The organism is Neobacillus cucumis (assembly GCF_023715505.1).
Genome location: NZ_JAMBOH010000017.1, coordinates 1 through 15,930 on the forward strand (window position 1 = coordinate 1; position 15,930 = coordinate 15,930).

The 15,930-nt window shown below is 38.8% G+C and carries 14 protein-coding genes, 1 pseudogene and 1 riboswitch; of the genes and pseudogenes, 12 read left to right on the forward strand and 3 right to left on the reverse strand.

Annotated elements, in window-relative coordinates:
- The first annotated feature begins 164 nt into the window (after positions 1-164).
- The 6 genes and pseudogenes from M3226_RS20805 to M3226_RS20830 all read left to right on the forward strand — a co-directional run bounded on the left by M3226_RS20805 (position 165) and on the right by M3226_RS20830 (position 4,078).
- Entirely contained in the window at positions 165-386 is a 222-nt protein-coding gene (locus M3226_RS20805) for a hypothetical protein (protein ID WP_098530856.1), read from the forward strand.
- Between the two features lie 157 nt (positions 387-543).
- Positions 544-1,251, forward strand: a complete 708-nt coding sequence (locus M3226_RS20810) for an MBL fold metallo-hydrolase (protein ID WP_251569906.1) — start codon at positions 544-546, stop codon at positions 1,249-1,251.
- A gap of 12 nt (positions 1,252-1,263) precedes the next feature.
- Complete coding sequence (locus M3226_RS20815; protein ID WP_251569913.1) at positions 1,264-1,836, forward strand: TetR/AcrR family transcriptional regulator; 573 nt, start codon at positions 1,264-1,266, stop codon at positions 1,834-1,836.
- Between the two features lie 131 nt (positions 1,837-1,967).
- Positions 1,968-2,407: pseudogene (locus tag M3226_RS20820) on the forward strand (Rrf2 family transcriptional regulator).
- Positions 2,408-2,547: 140 nt separating this feature from the next.
- Positions 2,548-3,156: an exonuclease domain-containing protein gene (locus M3226_RS20825; protein WP_251569928.1), complete on the forward strand. Its 609-nt coding sequence runs from the start codon at positions 2,548-2,550 to the stop codon at positions 3,154-3,156.
- A gap of 124 nt (positions 3,157-3,280) precedes the next feature.
- Entirely contained in the window at positions 3,281-4,078 is a 798-nt protein-coding gene (locus M3226_RS20830; RefSeq protein WP_251569942.1) for an endonuclease/exonuclease/phosphatase family protein, read from the forward strand.
- 155 nt (positions 4,079-4,233) lie between these two features.
- On the opposite strand, the gene M3226_RS20835 is transcribed toward M3226_RS20830, so the two are convergent.
- The 3 genes from M3226_RS20835 to M3226_RS20845 form a co-directional block, all read right to left on the reverse strand.
- Complete coding sequence (locus tag M3226_RS20835) at positions 4,234-4,656, reverse strand: VOC family protein (RefSeq protein ID WP_251570440.1); 423 nt, start codon at positions 4,654-4,656, stop codon at positions 4,234-4,236.
- Between the two features lie 205 nt (positions 4,657-4,861).
- On the reverse strand, positions 4,862-5,374 hold the full coding sequence (locus M3226_RS20840; RefSeq protein ID WP_251569952.1) for a DinB family protein: 513 nt from the start codon (positions 5,372-5,374) through the stop codon (positions 4,862-4,864).
- Between the two features lie 220 nt (positions 5,375-5,594).
- A complete protein-coding gene (locus M3226_RS20845; RefSeq protein WP_251569970.1) occupies positions 5,595-6,134 on the reverse strand; it encodes a QueT transporter family protein in 540 nt (179 codons plus the stop codon).
- Positions 6,135-6,140: 6 nt separating this feature from the next.
- Positions 6,141-6,185, reverse strand: a riboswitch (PreQ1 riboswitch).
- Between the two features lie 153 nt (positions 6,186-6,338).
- Here M3226_RS20845 and M3226_RS20850 point away from each other — a divergent pair.
- The 6 genes from M3226_RS20850 to M3226_RS20875 all read left to right on the forward strand — a co-directional run bounded on the left by M3226_RS20850 (position 6,339) and on the right by M3226_RS20875 (position 15,865).
- Positions 6,339-6,827, forward strand: coding sequence for a hypothetical protein (locus M3226_RS20850; RefSeq protein WP_251569982.1), 489 nt, complete (start codon positions 6,339-6,341; stop codon positions 6,825-6,827).
- Between the two features lie 185 nt (positions 6,828-7,012).
- Entirely contained in the window at positions 7,013-7,846 is an 834-nt protein-coding gene (licT, locus tag M3226_RS20855; RefSeq protein WP_251570013.1) for a BglG family transcription antiterminator LicT, read from the forward strand.
- Between the two features lie 359 nt (positions 7,847-8,205).
- Positions 8,206-10,071, forward strand: a complete 1,866-nt coding sequence (locus M3226_RS20860) for a beta-glucoside-specific PTS transporter subunit IIABC (RefSeq protein ID WP_251570025.1) — start codon at positions 8,206-8,208, stop codon at positions 10,069-10,071.
- A 94-nt stretch (positions 10,072-10,165) separates the two neighbouring features.
- Positions 10,166-11,599 carry a glycoside hydrolase family 1 protein gene (locus tag M3226_RS20865; RefSeq protein WP_251570037.1) on the forward strand — a complete coding sequence of 478 codons (1,434 nt, stop codon included), beginning with the start codon at positions 10,166-10,168 and terminating at the stop codon, positions 11,597-11,599.
- A gap of 1,079 nt (positions 11,600-12,678) precedes the next feature.
- Positions 12,679-14,088: a glycoside hydrolase family 1 protein gene (locus tag M3226_RS20870; RefSeq protein WP_251570058.1), complete on the forward strand. Its 1,410-nt coding sequence runs from the start codon at positions 12,679-12,681 to the stop codon at positions 14,086-14,088.
- A gap of 112 nt (positions 14,089-14,200) precedes the next feature.
- Positions 14,201-15,865, forward strand: a complete 1,665-nt coding sequence (locus M3226_RS20875) for an SWIM zinc finger family protein (protein WP_251570087.1) — start codon at positions 14,201-14,203, stop codon at positions 15,863-15,865.
- Positions 15,866-15,930 lie beyond the last annotated feature (65 nt).

The window sequence follows — 15,930 nt, forward strand, 5'->3', positions numbered from 1 at the left end:
CACCCAAAGGGTGTCAGGCACCTTTTTTACTTTTAATTAGTTGTGTTTATTAAAATATGCCATATAATAGAATTATCTACGTTCACAAAATTGTCGAAATTGCAATATTACTAATGTTTAATTAGGATAAAAAACTTAGGAAGAAGATTTGGAGGGGAAGGCTAATGTTAAAGGCTGCTGTCGCGGGAGTACTTGGTTTTATACTTATTTTTATCGAATCGATGATCGTAATGAAGCTAAAAGGCTTTGAAACGATCGAATATGGAGGAATTGCACCTTTTATTAATGTCTGGGCAATGAATTTCTTTTTTGTCTATGCTATTCTTACTCAGGTTACCCGTTGGTATGAAAGCAAACAGGAATTAAATGAGGATAGCAGCTTTTAACAATCCAAATCATGTCTTTTGAAATAAGATAAGCGTCTCCATCTCAATAAGAGTAGGAGACGCTTTTTTATTTCAAAAAAAAGGAAAAAATATCTTGATTTAACTAATTGCGTTAACTAAAATAAAACTAACGATATTAGTTAAAGGAGATAGGGAAATGAGGCTAATAAAAAAAGGTTATGTTTATCAAGTGACATTTATGGCACATGTTTTTCCGGTAAACTGCTATTTGGTGGAAGAAGACGAGGGACTAACGTTAATAGATGCTGGCCTCGGATTTTGCGCAAATGGAATTTTGAGGGCAGCAGAACAAATTGGGAAACCTATTACCAAAATTGTATTAACACATGCTCATGAAGACCATGTTGGTGCCCTTGATCCATTAAAAAAGGGACTGCCAGAAGTACCTGTTTATATCTCATCCCGTGACTACAGACTAATGAATTATGACCGTTCACTTGATCCTCATGAAGATCAAACTCCGATAAAAGGGGGAGTGCCGAAGGATCTAAAAACTCGGGCCAACATTTTACTCAAAGAAGGAGAGTTAGTTGGTTCATTAACCGCCATTGAAACACCAGGGCATACACCAGGATCGATGTCATTCCTCGATTTGCGGACTAAAGCCTTAATTGCTGGTGATGCCTTTCAAACAAGAGGTGGTATCGCCGTTGCCGGGGATATAAAACCATTCTTTCCATTTCCGGCTTTCGGTACTTGGAGTAAGAAAACAGCGTTAGCAAGTGCAAAAAAATTGCTTAGCTATCAACCTAAGCTGCTGGCAGTGGGCCACGGGGAAATGGTGGAGAATCCTATGGCTGTTATGGAAAAAGCAGTGGAAGTGTTTAATCGGAAAATCGGATAAAGGAGAAGGGAAATGTCACCGAGACCTAAAGTTGGACTTGAATTGTCCGCCATACTAGATGCAGCAGGGGAAATTGCCGATCAACAAGGAATGTCTGAGGTTACACTAGCAACCCTAGCGAAAAAATTAGGGATTCGCCCCCCGTCATTGTATAACCATTTTGACGGACTGCCAGGTTTAAGAAAAAAACTTGCGATTCATGGAATCAACCAATTATATGAGGAGATGGCAAATGCCTCCATAGGGGTAGCCGGAATGGAGGCCGTTCTTTCGATGAGTAAGGCATATGTAAACTATGCCCGAAAACATCCGGGGATTTATGAAGCGACATTACTAGCACCAAACCCGGAAGATGAAGAGGTACAGCAGGCCGGGGGAAGAATTGTTGACCTATCTGTCCGTGTCCTGCAATCCTATCATTTGGAGGGAGAGCAGGCCTTACACACTGTCAGAGGATTACGCAGTATATTGCATGGCTTCTCTGCGTTAGAGCAAAAGGGCGGCTTTAAAATGAAGTTGAATTTGGATGAAAGTCTTACAATCATTATTCAGGCATTTCTGAACGGAATGGAGAGCAGCCGTTAGGTTTTCATGGAAAAGTAACGATTCATTGTTGCTTTTTTGATTGATTAGGGCCTTTTAAGGTAAAGTAAACATGTAATTGGTTTATTTACATCAAAAAAGATAGGTTAGTAACTGTAAGGAAGTGTCTAAAGATGTCTATAAGCAGCCCATTTGCCGTTTTTAACATTCATATATTAACCCTAATTGAGATAAATAAAGTGGTGTTAGTACATCCGAGTTTTTAGCAGGAAGTGTAAACATGAATCCAGCATTTATTAGAAAAATAATGGTGATGATAAAAAGTACAGGATTGGTCAATGTCCGACCTGGGGTTGCAGGAGCGGAGTTAGCAAAGAACCTATCCGAAATTACTCTATTCGATGTTTATCAGGCTGTGGATGTGGTCAAGGAAGATGAATTATTTAGTATCCATGAACATCTAAATCCAGCTTGCCCCGTGGGAAGAAATATTCAAGACGCAATTGGCCCGCTATTTTCAATTGCACAAACCGCTTTAGAGAAGGCGTTTGGAAATGTGACGATTGAAGATGTGGTTAAGGATATTATTGAAAAGGAGCAAGTTTCTAAATAGGAAAAATAAGTACGAGATGAGATGAAAGGCATTCACTAGGGGGATGCCTTTTTAAATATATCTAATCCCAAAGAATGGCCATGTTTAATGACCTGAGCTTTGATATAATGGGGATAACTTTATTTTAAGGAATGATCAGTATGCAAAGATTGGAACAATATGGGTTAGTTCTAGACGTTGAAACCACCGGTTTGGGGCCTACAAAAGACGAAGTTATTGAACTTGCCCTTAAATTATTCACCTACCGGAGTGAAACGGGAGAAATTATTGACATTATAGAAGAGGATTCCTTCTTACGTGAGCCCCTTTCAAGGACCGCCCGAAACAATTATGACACTGCCTTTCGTGTCCATGGGATTCCTTATGAATTAGTAAAAGGAAAAAGCTTTTATGATGTGAAAATTAAATCGTATTTCCATCGTGCTGATGCGGTTTTTGCGCATAACGCTTCTTTTGACCGAAGTTTCCTGTACCACATGTATCCTGAAGTCAATGAATTAAAATGGTATTGTACGATGAGAAATATTCCTTGGAAAAACTATGGATTTCCAAACGGAAAACTCCTTACATTATTACAGGCTCATGATATTACAGATTACCAAACACATAGAGCGCTCGATGACATTACATACCTGATGGACCTGCTAAAGAAAACGAGCCCGAAAGGTAACCTCTATCTCCATGAAGTCCTCGAAAAAGGGCCGATGAGAAAATATCAGCCAGCCGCAGCCCGCACCAAACTAGGCTAAAATTGGTGCCTGTCACCATTAATGGTATTAACACTATACCAATGTTGAAGGACTCATTAATGTATAACATGAAACTTGTATGTTAAAATATTCACTATGTCAAATACATCGGGGTATGGTGATTATGAAACTCTTAACATTAAACTGCCATTCTTGGCATGAGGAACATCAGCTTGATAAGATAGCACATTTAGTAGATACCATAATTGAAAACTCTTATGATGTTATTTCCTTGCAGGAGGTAAGCCAGGCATTAGCTGAAGAGTATGTGGATGGGCTAGTAAAGAAAAACAATTATGTCTACGTTTTGTTACAAGAACTTAAAAAGCGTGGCAATGACGAATATGCGATGGTGTGGGATTTAACTCACTATATCAAGAATGGAACCTATGAAGAAGGGGTTGCGATTCTAACCAAACATCCAATCATTCAGCACCGCTCCTTTTTTGTATCGCAAAGTGAGGATTATGCAGTAAACTGGAAAACAAGAAGAATAATAGGAGCAACGATTAAGTACAAGGACAAACCTTATACTTTTTATTCTTGCCATATGGGCTGGTGGCATGATGAAGTTGAACCTTTTAAGGCACAGGCTGACAAGATGTTCAAGAAGTTGAATTGGGATGAGCATTTTTTTCTAATGGGTGATTTCAACAACGATGCTTCTCTTAAGGGAGAGGGGTATGAGTACTTGGTAAGTCATGGCCTTTATGACACATACAATTTGGCAGAAGAAAAAGATGAAGGAATTACCGTTAAAGGAAAAATCGCCGGCTGGAGCAATAATAAGCAAGACCTGCGAATTGACTTAATCTTAACCAATCAACCTGTACAAGTAGATTTTTCAAGAGTAATCTTTAACAATCACAATAAAATGGTGGTATCTGACCATTATGGCGTGGAGGCAAAGATTAACTTATAAATGAAATTATATTCACTCGATTATGGGTGAACAATGGATAAAAACCAAAAAAAGGCTTCGCTGCATAAGATGCAGGAAAGCCTTTTTTTGGTTGCTTTCCCACTATGTATATTAACCTCATGCTGGAGATTAGTTTAGGAAATTAATCCAAATGATTATCTGCCCTCAGTGAAAACTTGAAATGTAACACCGAACTTATCCGTAACACTGCCATAAGCCGGGCTAAAGAAAGTCTCTTGCAGCGGCATACCCACTTGACCGCCATCCTTTAATGCATCAAAAAATCTATGTGCCTGATCAGCATCATTTGTGGAAATACAGATCGTTACCTGATTCCCGCTTTGATGTGGCTGTCCTGGGAAGGTATCGGACAGCATTAGATCTGTTTCACCAATTTTAATGGTTGCATGACTAACACGATCCTTTGCTTCTGCTGGCAGTGGGAATTCAGGATTCTCCGGCATTTCACCGAACGATTGGCTGAACAGAACCTGAGCATCTAAGGCTTTTTGATAAAATTCAATTGCTTCCTTTGCATTACCATTCATCACTAGATAGGGAATCAAACGTAATGTCATCATAAATCAGCTCCTTGGTTAATGGTAAACATGACTTTCCTTCTGTAACATAAAACAACATTGGTATGAACAAGGATAAGTGAAACAACACAATTCCTATTCTTACCAATATTTTAATTATAAAACAAGGAATTTATGTTCGTAATAAAAAAGAAAAACCAATAAAGGTTTTCTTGCTATCAAATGGTGCCTGACACCATTATTACTATAGGTATCGTTCATTTATTATTTTAAGGTGATGGAGTGCGTGGCCTGCGATGATGTAGGCGAGGGCACGTGTAGTAGTATTGAAATTGTTGGCAATTCCAATCTTCTCCCAAGCTTCTTCTGGCATATTGTTAATGAGCGTGATGGTAGCTTTACGGACAGCGGTAAAGTCTTCGATGATTTGTTTTATTGAAAGCCCATCATAGTTAGAGGCAGCAATATAGTCGTTCTCGTTGAAACCAGCAAGTGGTGTTTGATCACCGCGGCCAACTCGCAACAAACGGTAGCTCATAATCCGTTCTGTGTCAGTCATATGACCAAGAACTTCTTTGATACTCCACTTCCCTGGAGCATAACGAGACTGTCCAGCTTCCTCGGATAAACCTTCAGCTATTGAGGCAGTATTCTTCAAATTCTCTTTTAAAATCTCCAATAAGTCCCCATCTGAAACCAAATTTACATACGGCAGGTAATACTCAGGAAACTCACTTACTTCTGGACGTTGAACCATCGCAATTTTCCCCCTCTAGTCTAAGATTAAAGAATTTATTTTTAATTGATTTTATCCACCTAATTGTTTAGCCGACTTGCCTTATTATTATAATTTTTCAAAAATTGAATTGCTATCTATCTGCTTATTTTTGAGAAATTTGCGTATGAGAGCTCCACACCAAAATCACCATTCAAAAATAAAAGAGCTGCCGCTAATAGCAGCAACTCTCCGTTTACATTTACACCATTTTCTTAAAATGAACACGTTTATTCAAAATATACATTACCGGCATTCCTATTGCCATCACAACCCATTCACCTATAGCGGTGGTGAGCCATGTGAATAGGAAGGGCAGATTAAAAGCTAAATGCAGTTCAAGTGCAATCAAGAACATCGTAAACGTGAAAACAAGAGTATTTACCATCATTCTAGCCCAACTCCCATTAATGTACCGTGAGCAAAGAATGGTAATGACTAAAGCAATCACCGATTGTCCCACCCCAAAAATTAAATCGTAAGCCTTCATCGGCGAGAAAAATAAATTCGTCAAAAATACACCTAAAACAATCCCGTAAATGTACTTTTTATTAAAAACGACTAAATGATTAAACATCTCTGATATACGGAACTGAACCTGGGTAAACCCAAACGGCTGAATCAATGCTGAAACAGCAATGTACAATGCGGCAATAATCCCATTAACGACGATTCCGTGCGCGTTTCTGTGTACTTTGCCTGATGGGGTATTCGTACTTGTTGCCTGCGCAAATTTCTCCATATTCATTTCTCCTTAGTTTTTTTACGTGGGAGGTTTTCGAACCACGTTAATTCAGAATACTCGCAAACTAACATATTATTATAAAAACAAACATGAGTCCATGACATTATTTTGATATATCATCAATATAGGAAGAATTTCCAATATAGTAAATAATACCACGGATGATTGTGCATATTAAAAATAAAAAAGGAATGGCTATAGATGAAACATAATAAAATGTTTTTACTCGTATTAATGCTAATACCCTGGCTATCAGTACCGATGCTAGGGAAAAAAAACTTCAAACGCTTTTTACCAGGTGCCTTTTTTATCGTAGCCTGGATTTCGGTCGAAAGCATACTAGCCAAGAGGCGAGTATGGTGGAGATTTTATGAAAAATTAATCCCAAATGTAATGGGGGAATTACCTTTCCTTTTAGGGCCCTTTTTTATTGGCTCAATGTGGATATTAAAATTTACATTTGGAAACTTTTTTCGCTATCTAATACTAAACTTAGTCACCGATTTTCTGTTTGTTTATCCTGGAATGTTTGCATTAAAAAGGATAGGCATTGTCACACTTGTCCGCCTGAAGCATTATCAAATGGGAATCCTGTTTATGGCCAAATCCGTGCTAATGTATGTCTTCCAATTCATGGTTGAAAAATCAAGAAAGAAGCCCAAATCACTCATCAAAAGGCTACTCCCTTAAATCGAACAAGGGCCGAATTTCCTATCTCCCGTTCGATTAATTATTGATTGTCTTTTTATTTGATGTTAAGATTTTATTAAATTAATTTTTATATTATAGGATTGTTACTGTTAAATCAGGCAAAACCTAAGACTAATGTGATTATCATTAGTTTTAGGTTTTTATTTTTTTTAGAGGTGAATGACATGAAAATCGCAAAAGTAATTAATAACAATGTCATCAGTGTAATCGATGCCCATAATAAAGAACTTGTGGTTATGGGCAGAGGGATTGCGTTCCAAAAAAGACCGGGTGACCTTGTGGACGAATCAAAGATTGAGAAAACTTTTAAGTTAGATAATAAGGATGTCTCGGAAAAATTTAAAACGTTATTGTATGATGTCCCAATGGAATATATGGATATCTCTGAAAGGATTATTTCCTACGCGAAAGAAAAACTAGGGAAAAAATTAAATGATAGTATTTATGTATCTTTAACAGACCATATTAACTTTGCTATTGAGAGAGAGCAAAAAGGATTACGGATTTCCAACCCATTACTTTGGGAAATAAAACGTATTTATGCTGACGAATATACGGTTGGTTTAAAGGCATTAACAAAGATAAAAGAGATGCTTGGGATTACTCTTCCAGAGGATGAAGCCGGCTTTATTGCCATGCATATTGTCAATGCCGAGTTAAACGAAGAAATGCCTAACGTTGTTAATATGACTAAATTAATTCAAGATATTTTAAATATCGTCAAATATCATTTTAAAATTGAACTCGATGAAGAGTCATTGAACTATTTCCGTTTTCTTACTCATCTTAAATTTTTTGCGCAGAGATTATATACCGATTCTCCCTATAACAATGAAGATGATTTTCTCTATGAGATGGTCAAAGAGAAGCAAAAAGAAGCCTTTGTATGTGTGGAGAAAATCCGCGATTTTATCAAAAAAACACATAACCATCAGCTGACAAAAGAAGAGATGGCCTACCTTACCATCCATATTGAACGTGTAGTAAATAGATCTTAAAAAAATTTTAGGAGAAAGCGTTGACAGGAAATGAAAGCGTGTGCTATTATGTGTTTACAAATTAATATTAATTTATTAGGATTGTTACTGATAAGCAGGCAAAACCTAAATTGTAGTGCTATAACTCTTATGGGTGTGGTGTGCAATTTAGGTTTTTTTTATTCCCTTAGTCGAAGTACAGTTGCAGGAACTGGCCAGAATAACAACTGGCTTCGGCGGTTTACAAATTCAATACTTTTAACACAGGATTGTTACTGGTAATGCAGGCAAAACCTGAGGAACACGAGTGGGACCATAGTGTCTGTGTCCAACTCTTGTTACTCAGGTTATTTTTTTACAAAAAATCAGGAGGTCACACCATGGATTACAAAAAAACAGCTATAAGTATTGTAGAACTTGTCGGCGGTGAAGGAAATGTTCAGAATGTTATTCACTGCATGACAAGACTACGTTTCAATTTACAGGATCAAAGTAAGGTAGATCGTAAAAGATTAGAAAAAGTTCCTGGAATCATGGGCACCAATATCAGCGGTGATCAATTCCAGATTATTATCGGAAATGATGTTCCAAAAGTATATAATGCTATTTTAGAAAATAGCACGATTAAAATTGATAGTAAAAGTAAGAAATCTGAAAAAGGGACAAATCCAATCAATGCAATCTTTGATGTAATCTCGGGTACGTTCACACCAATCCTGCCTGCGATTGCCGGTGCAGGTATGATTAAAGGGATTCTAGCCATTTTACTAACATTCCATTGGATATCTGATAAGAGTCAAGTTTACACGATCTTAAATGCGATTGGCGATGGAGCGTTTTATTTCTTACCGATCTTGCTGGCAGTGAGTGCAGCTAGAAAATTTGGCAGCAACATTTATGTGGCAGCAGCCATAGGGGCAGCGTTGTTACATCCAACGATAACAGCATTATTAAGTGCAGGTCAGCCGGTTCACTTCCTTGGTCTACCTGTAACGGCAGTCACTTATTCATCAACTGTTATCCCGATTTTACTAGCCATCTGGATTGCAGCATATGTGGAAAAATGGGTTGACCGAATTATTCCTAGCATGTTTAAACTGATCTTTGTCCCAACATTAACATTATTAATTGTTGTCCCAGTTACTTTAATTGCCGTTGGACCATTAGGTTCAATTATCGGAAACTGGCTTTCTGCTGGAGTAGGATCATTATTTGATCACGCAGGATTATTTGCAGGAGCCCTATTAGGTGGAACATGGTCATTAATCATTATGACAGGTATGCACTATGCATTTTTGCCAATTGCAATGAACAATATAGCGACTAAAGGCTATGATGTTATTATGCCTTCGATGTTTATGGCAAATATGGGACAAGCTGGAGCAACATTTGCTGTATCACTACGTTCTAAAAATAAATCTTTTAAATCTTTAGCCATGACTACTAGCTTAACTGCTGTTATGGGTGTTACTGAGCCGGCTATGTACGGTGTAAACATGCGTCTTAAGAAGCCATTTATCGGTGGACTTATCGGTGGAGCCGTTGGTGGAGCGTACTACAGCGCTCTTGGTGTAAAATACTTTATCCTTGGCGGTAACGCTGGTTTACCAGGATTAGCATCTTTTGTCGGTGACACATTTATCTGGGCAGCTTTAGGATTCCCAATCGCTTTCGCAGCAGGTGCTGTTGCAGCCTTTTTAATAGGATTTGAAGACGTTGAAAGTGAAGAAAATCAAGATACAACAACAGCAACTGCAACTAACACAGTAGATACAAAGTCTCAATTAGTTGTAGCAGCAGAAAAAGTATTCAGCCCTTTAAAAGGTGAAGTAAAACCATTAAGCGAAGTTAATGATCCCACTTTCTCTACAGGAATTATGGGTAAAGGTTTAGCCATCCAGCCGCAAGAAGGAAAAGTAGTATCTCCCGTTACTGGTAGAGTAACAACTATTTTTAAGACCAAGCACGCTATCGGCATTACAAGTGATAATGGAGCAGAAATCTTGATTCATGTTGGTTTGGATACAGTAAGGCTAGAAGGGAAACATTTCACCGCACATGTGAAAGATGGCGACTTTGTTGAAGTTGGCCAAACTCTTGTAACCTTTGATATGGAAGCTATTAAAGCAGAGGGATATGACTTAATTACTCCAGTCATTATTACAAATCCTGACCGTTATCAAACCATCGAACCTGTAAAAAAAGGCAGCATTAACGCACGAGAAGCATTTCTAGCCCTGCAGTAATAGGAGGTATGGGGGAAACCAATTCCCCCCCTACTTTCTACATATTATAAATGTAAAAATTAAGGATCTAAAAAAAATAATGAGGTGACTTTTGATGAATCGTAAATTTCCCGAAGACTTTTTATGGGGCGGAGCAACCGCTGCTAATCAATTAGAAGGAGCATCACAAGAAGGCGGTAAAGGTTTAAACCTTGCCGATGTACTACCCGGTGGAAAAGTTCGTTTAGAACTCCTTATGAAACCTGGTTTCAATTATGAGATTGATGAAAGTAAGTACCACTATCCAAACCACGAAGCAATTGATTTTTACCATCGCTATAAAGAAGACATTGCTCTTTTTGCGGAAATGGGTTTTAAGGTATTCCGCATGTCGATTGCTTGGTCACGTATTTTCCCAAGAGGAGACGAAGAAACACCGAATGAAGAAGGTTTAGCTTTTTATGACCGGGTATTTGATGAATTACACAAACATGGTATTGAACCTGTTGTGACCATCTCTCACTATGAAACACCTTTACACCTTATTAAAGAATATGGTGCCTGGAAAAGTCGAAAACTCATTGGATTTTTTGAGCGATATGCAAGAACCGTTTTTGATCGTTATAAAAATAAAGTGAAGTATTGGATGACTTTTAACGAAATTAATGGAGCGACACATTTCCCACTTTTCGGTTTAGGCTTTTCCGCCTCAAGTGAAGAAGCTCGTTTACAAGAAAGCTTCCAAGGACTGCATCATCAATTTGTGGCTAGTGCTTTAGCTGTAAAAATAGGACATGAAATTATTCCAGGTTCGCAAATTGGATGTATGCTCGTTTATGCTCCAGTGTATGCTTTCGACAGCAACCCTGAAAATGTCATGCATGCTTTAAAAGAGGAACAAATTTTTAACTATTATTGTGGAGATGTCCAAGTTCGTGGTGAATATCCTGCCTTTGCCGAACGTTACTTTAAGGAAAATGGTATTAAATTAGACATTCAAGATGGCGATTTAGAGATCATTAAAGAAGGTACTGTCGATTATATCGGATTTAGTTATTATATGTCCCGCACGGAAAAGAAAGACAAAACGAATGAAGAAGGTGCATCCGGTAATATAATCGGTGGTGTGAAAAATCCTTTCCTTAAGGCCAGTGACTGGGGATGGGAGATTGACCCAGAAGGTCTTCGAATCTCATTAAATAAGCTTTATGACCGCTATCAAGTACCTTTATTCATTGTAGAAAATGGTCTTGGGGCAATAGACAAAGTAGAAGCAGATGGCTCAATCAACGATGATTATCGCATTGATTATTTAAGAGATCATATTAAAGCGATCGGTGAAGCGATCGAAGATGGTGTTAACTTAATAGGATACACTCCTTGGGGCTGTATCGACCTAGTGAGTGCATCTACTGGCGAAATGTCTAAGCGTTACGGATTTATTTACGTTGATAAACACGACGACGGCAGCGGATCATTAGGACGAAGCAAGAAAAAATCTTTCTACTGGTATAAAGATGTTATTGCTACTAATGGCGAACAACTTTAATCCTTCACAATGCCGGTAAGCCGTTTTGGCTGCCGGCATTTCACATTTTGAAGTTGGGGAAAAGTTAAAGTCTTTCATACTCTTAAAAAGTATTTTGAGAGATTAAAATCTTTCATAACCCCTGACGCACATGGCACGGGTGATGAGAAGGGATCATAACCCCTGAAGGGCAAGGGGCAAGAGGTCTTCGACAGATAAGAAGGGATCATAACCCCTGAAAGGCATGGAGCGAATGATCTTCGACAGATAAGAAGGGATCATAACCCCTAAAGGACATGGAGCGAGAGGGTTACGACAGATAAGAAGGGATCATAACCCCTGAAAAGCATGGAGCGAGAGGGTTACGACAGATAAGAAGGGATCATAACCCCTGAAAGGCATGGAGCAAGAGAGTTACGACAGATAAGAAGGGATCATAACCCCTGAAGGACATGGAGCGAGAGGGTTACGACAGATAAGAAGGGATCATAACCCCTGAAAAGCATGGAGCGAGAGGGTTACGACAGATAAGAAGGGATCATAACCCCTGAAAGGCATGGAGCAAGAGAGTTACGACAGATAAGAAGGGATCATAACCCCTGAAAAGCATGGAGCGAGAGGGTTACGACAGATAAGAAGGGATCATAACCCCTGAAGGACATGGAGCGAGTGGGTTACGACAGATAAGAAGGGATCATAACCCCTGAAAGGCATGGAGCGAGAGGGTTACGACAGATAAGAAGGGATCATAACCCCTGAAGGACATGGAACGAGAGGTCTTCGACAGATAAGAAGGAATCATAACCCCTGAAATGCATGGAGCGAATGATCTTCGACAGATAAGAAGGGATCATAACCCCTGAAGGACATGGAACGAGAGGTCTTCGACAGATAAGAAGGGATCCTAACCCCTGAAAGGCATGGAGCGATTGATCTTCGACAGATAAGAAGGGATCATAACCCCTGAAAAGCATGGAGCGAGAGGGTTACGACAGATAAGAAGGGATCATAACTCCCGAAAGCAATGGCATGAATATGTTTTGGCAGATAACAGGGTTTCTATAAGCCTTTAAATAAACATGAATTGGAGGATCATGAAAATGAAACACACTAAACTTAAACCATTCCCAACAAATTTTTTCTGGGGTGGTTCCACATCCGCTTATCAGATTGAAGGGGCCTGGAATGAAGACGGAAAAGGTCCATCTGTTATCGATATGGCGAAATATCCTGAAGGCACAACTGATTTTAAAGTAGCCAGCGATCATTATCATCATTACAAAGAGGACATTGCATTACTAGCCGAAATGGGATTTAAAGCCTATCGCTTCTCAATCGCCTGGACAAGAATTTATCCAAACGGCTCTGGGGAAGTAAATCAAAAGGGAATCGAGTTTTACAATAATTTAATTAATGAAATCGTCTCACATGGTATCGAGCCAATTGTTACAATGTATCATTTCGACTTGCCGTATACCCTTCAGCAAAAAGGCGGCTGGTCAAACCGAGAAACAATTGATGCCTTTGAAGTATATGCTCAAACCCTATTTGAAAACTTCGGTGATCGGGTAAACTATTGGTTAACGATTAACGAACAAAATATGATGATCCTTCACGGAGACGCAATTGGAACAGTAGATCCTAACTTAGAAAATCCTAAGAAGGAATTATATCAGCAAAACCACCACATGCTCGTGGCACAGGCAAAGGCGATGAATTTGTGTCATCAAATGCTGCCAAATGCAAAAATCGGTCCGGCACCGAACATTGTATCCATCTATCCTGCTAGCTCGAAGCCAGAAGATATTATGGCTGCCCATAATTATTCCGCCATCCGCAACTGGCTTTACTTAGATATGGCTGTTTTTGGACGTTATAATACGACAGCATGGAATTACTTTGAAGAAAAAGGCTATGTTCCAACCATTCTAGATGGCGATATGGAAGTTTTAGCAAGTGCGAAGCCTGACTTTATTGCCTTTAACTACTATACTTCCCAAACGGTTGCGGCTAGTGAAGGGGATCGTTCTGATGTAGGTCATACAGGGGACCAGCATATTACCGTCGGAGAGCCTGGTGTCTATAAAGGAGCGACCAATCCGAACCTGAAAAAGAATGAGTTTGGCTGGGAGATTGATCCGGTGGGCTTTAGAAACACATTAAGGGAAATTTATGACCGATATAATCTTCCGCTAATTATAACCGAGAATGGCTTAGGTGCATTCGATGAGCTAGAAGAGGGCGATGTGGTTAACGACTCTTACCGTATTGATTTCTTACGCAAGCATATCGAACAAATGCAGCTGGCAATCACTGATGGAGTTGAAGTATTCGGCTTCTGCCCATGGTCAGCGATTGACTTAATCAGTACCCATCAAGGCTGCAGCAAGCGCTATGGCTTTATCTTTGTTAACCGTGATGAGTTTGATTTAAAAGATTTACGCCGCATTCGGAAACAAAGCTTTTATTGGTATAAAGAACTTATTGCTACGAACGGTGAGAAATTATAATAAATGAAGAAGAGCTTCTCCCAGATGGGACCAGCTCTTTTTCTTTTAAGAGAAGGCATCATGCATGAGAAAATGGTAGAATAATAGATAATTTATTCTCGGGGGTGAGCGTGTGAAACTATCTAATTTTGAGCAGTGGATTGAAGATAAAGTACTCGAACGCGGCCAAGGTTATTTTAAAAAGGGAAAAATTCTAAATCTTACTACCTCAGATGAAATTCAATATACAGCCCTAGTAGATGGTTCGAAGGTTTATCGCGTTAATATATATATTAATGGTGATGTTGTAGTGAATGCTTATTGTGATTGTCCATATGACCTGAACAAATATTGTAAGCATAAGGCAGCGGTTCTTTATGCATTAAGAGACAAAAGGCCAGAAAGGCATGATTTAGCGGTGATAGAGGAACAGGAGAAAAAAAGTGTAAATTCAATCCTGCAAAGCCAAAACAAAGAGGATTTAATTAACATTATTCTTGATTTAACTGAGGAGTTTCCAGATATAGAAAAAAGATTGATATTTAAGTTTAGTCCTGATAAAGAAGAAATATCCTCTGCCAAAAAGCTAATTCAGGAATATATTACTGGGGCAAAAAGAAAAGGATTTATTAATTGGCGTCACATTGGGCAGGCGCTAAAAGGGGCGGATTTAACACTACAAAAGGCACAGAGCAAACTAGATGCAGGGGATACTCAAAATGCGGTATTATTGTCTCTCACAGTCTTAACTCCTGTTGTAAAAATGCTCCAGCATGCCGATGACTCCGATGGCTCTGCCGGCAGCATCATCAATTGGGCTCTCAGAATATTGGAAAAGGCCGTTTCAGCCAGTGTAAAACTACTGCCTGAAAAGGAGCAAAAGAAACTTTTTGAGGCCATCTTAAAAGAATTGCAGAAAGCTGTATATGATGACTGGAGTGACTGGCGCTACGATCTTTTAAGGATCTGTACCCATTTTTCCCACCATCAAGAAATTAGGAAGAAGTTAGAAAAACAATTGGATAACCTCCTAGAGAAGTCCGGAACCTCCTGGAATGCTAATTATGACCAAAAAGAAGTAAAACTAATTCAGCTTGAAATCATTGAAACATGTGAGGGATTGGACGAAGCCAGGAAGTTTATCTATGAAAATATCAATATTAGTGAGTTCCGTAAAAAGGCCATTGTAATGGAGTTGGATTCAGCAGACTATAAAAATGTGATTCAGCTTTGTTTAGAGGGGGAGTCAGCCGATCAGGCATATCCGGGTCTTGTGAAAGAATGGAAAGAATACCGCTATCAGGCATACGAAATACTTGGGGATATTGAGAAACAAAGGGAGCTAGCTAGAGAGCTTCTATATAAAAATGAATTTAAATACTATCAGAAGCTAAAAGAGTTATATCCCGTAATCGAATGGGAAGCGGCTTTGCGAGAAATTGTTGAGGAATTTCGCAGGGATAAACACCAGCCTTCTGCCTATGTTTCGATTTTAATAGAGGAAGATTTGAAAGCTGAGCTATTGTGTTACTGTCAGGACCATATGATGGTAATTACGGAATATTACCCGTATTTAATTAAGGATTTTACTAAGGAAGTAACCGACGTCTTCATCCAATATATCCATCAATCAGCAGATGAAGCGGCAGATCGAAAAAAATATCGTAAGGTGTGTGACTTAATTAAGATCTATAAAAAAGCCTGTGGGACAATACCTTCCCATCAGCTCATTACAGATCTAAGAGATAGACATAAAAAAAGACCGGCATTTTTAGAAGAATTAGCAAGAATAAGGTAGGAAGAATCAGGAATGGCAAAATCTATTTTTCACTAGCGGCTGCTTATGACTAAGTTTCCGCGAGA

Excerpts from the sequence above, each read along its gene's own strand:
- M3226_RS20805 (WP_098530856.1), top strand. The coding sequence starts at position 165 with ATGTTAAAGGCTGCTGTCGCGGGAGTACTTGGTTTTATACTTATTTTT.
- M3226_RS20810 (WP_251569906.1), top strand. The coding sequence starts at position 544 with ATGAGGCTAATAAAAAAAGGTTATGTTTATCAAGTGACATTTATGGCA.
- M3226_RS20815 (WP_251569913.1), top strand. The coding sequence starts at position 1,264 with ATGTCACCGAGACCTAAAGTTGGACTTGAATTGTCCGCCATACTAGAT.
- M3226_RS20825 (WP_251569928.1), top strand. The coding sequence starts at position 2,548 with ATGCAAAGATTGGAACAATATGGGTTAGTTCTAGACGTTGAAACCACC.
- M3226_RS20830 (WP_251569942.1), top strand. The coding sequence starts at position 3,281 with ATGAAACTCTTAACATTAAACTGCCATTCTTGGCATGAGGAACATCAG.
- M3226_RS20835 (WP_251570440.1), bottom strand. The coding sequence starts at position 4,656 with ATGACATTACGTTTGATTCCCTATCTAGTGATGAATGGTAATGCAAAG.
- M3226_RS20840 (WP_251569952.1), bottom strand. The coding sequence starts at position 5,374 with ATGGTTCAACGTCCAGAAGTAAGTGAGTTTCCTGAGTATTACCTGCCG.
- M3226_RS20845 (WP_251569970.1), bottom strand. The coding sequence starts at position 6,134 with ATGGAGAAATTTGCGCAGGCAACAAGTACGAATACCCCATCAGGCAAA.
- M3226_RS20850 (WP_251569982.1), top strand. The coding sequence starts at position 6,339 with ATGAAACATAATAAAATGTTTTTACTCGTATTAATGCTAATACCCTGG.
- licT (WP_251570013.1), top strand. The coding sequence starts at position 7,013 with ATGAAAATCGCAAAAGTAATTAATAACAATGTCATCAGTGTAATCGAT.
- M3226_RS20860 (WP_251570025.1), top strand. The coding sequence starts at position 8,206 with ATGGATTACAAAAAAACAGCTATAAGTATTGTAGAACTTGTCGGCGGT.
- M3226_RS20865 (WP_251570037.1), top strand. The coding sequence starts at position 10,166 with ATGAATCGTAAATTTCCCGAAGACTTTTTATGGGGCGGAGCAACCGCT.
- M3226_RS20870 (WP_251570058.1), top strand. The coding sequence starts at position 12,679 with ATGAAACACACTAAACTTAAACCATTCCCAACAAATTTTTTCTGGGGT.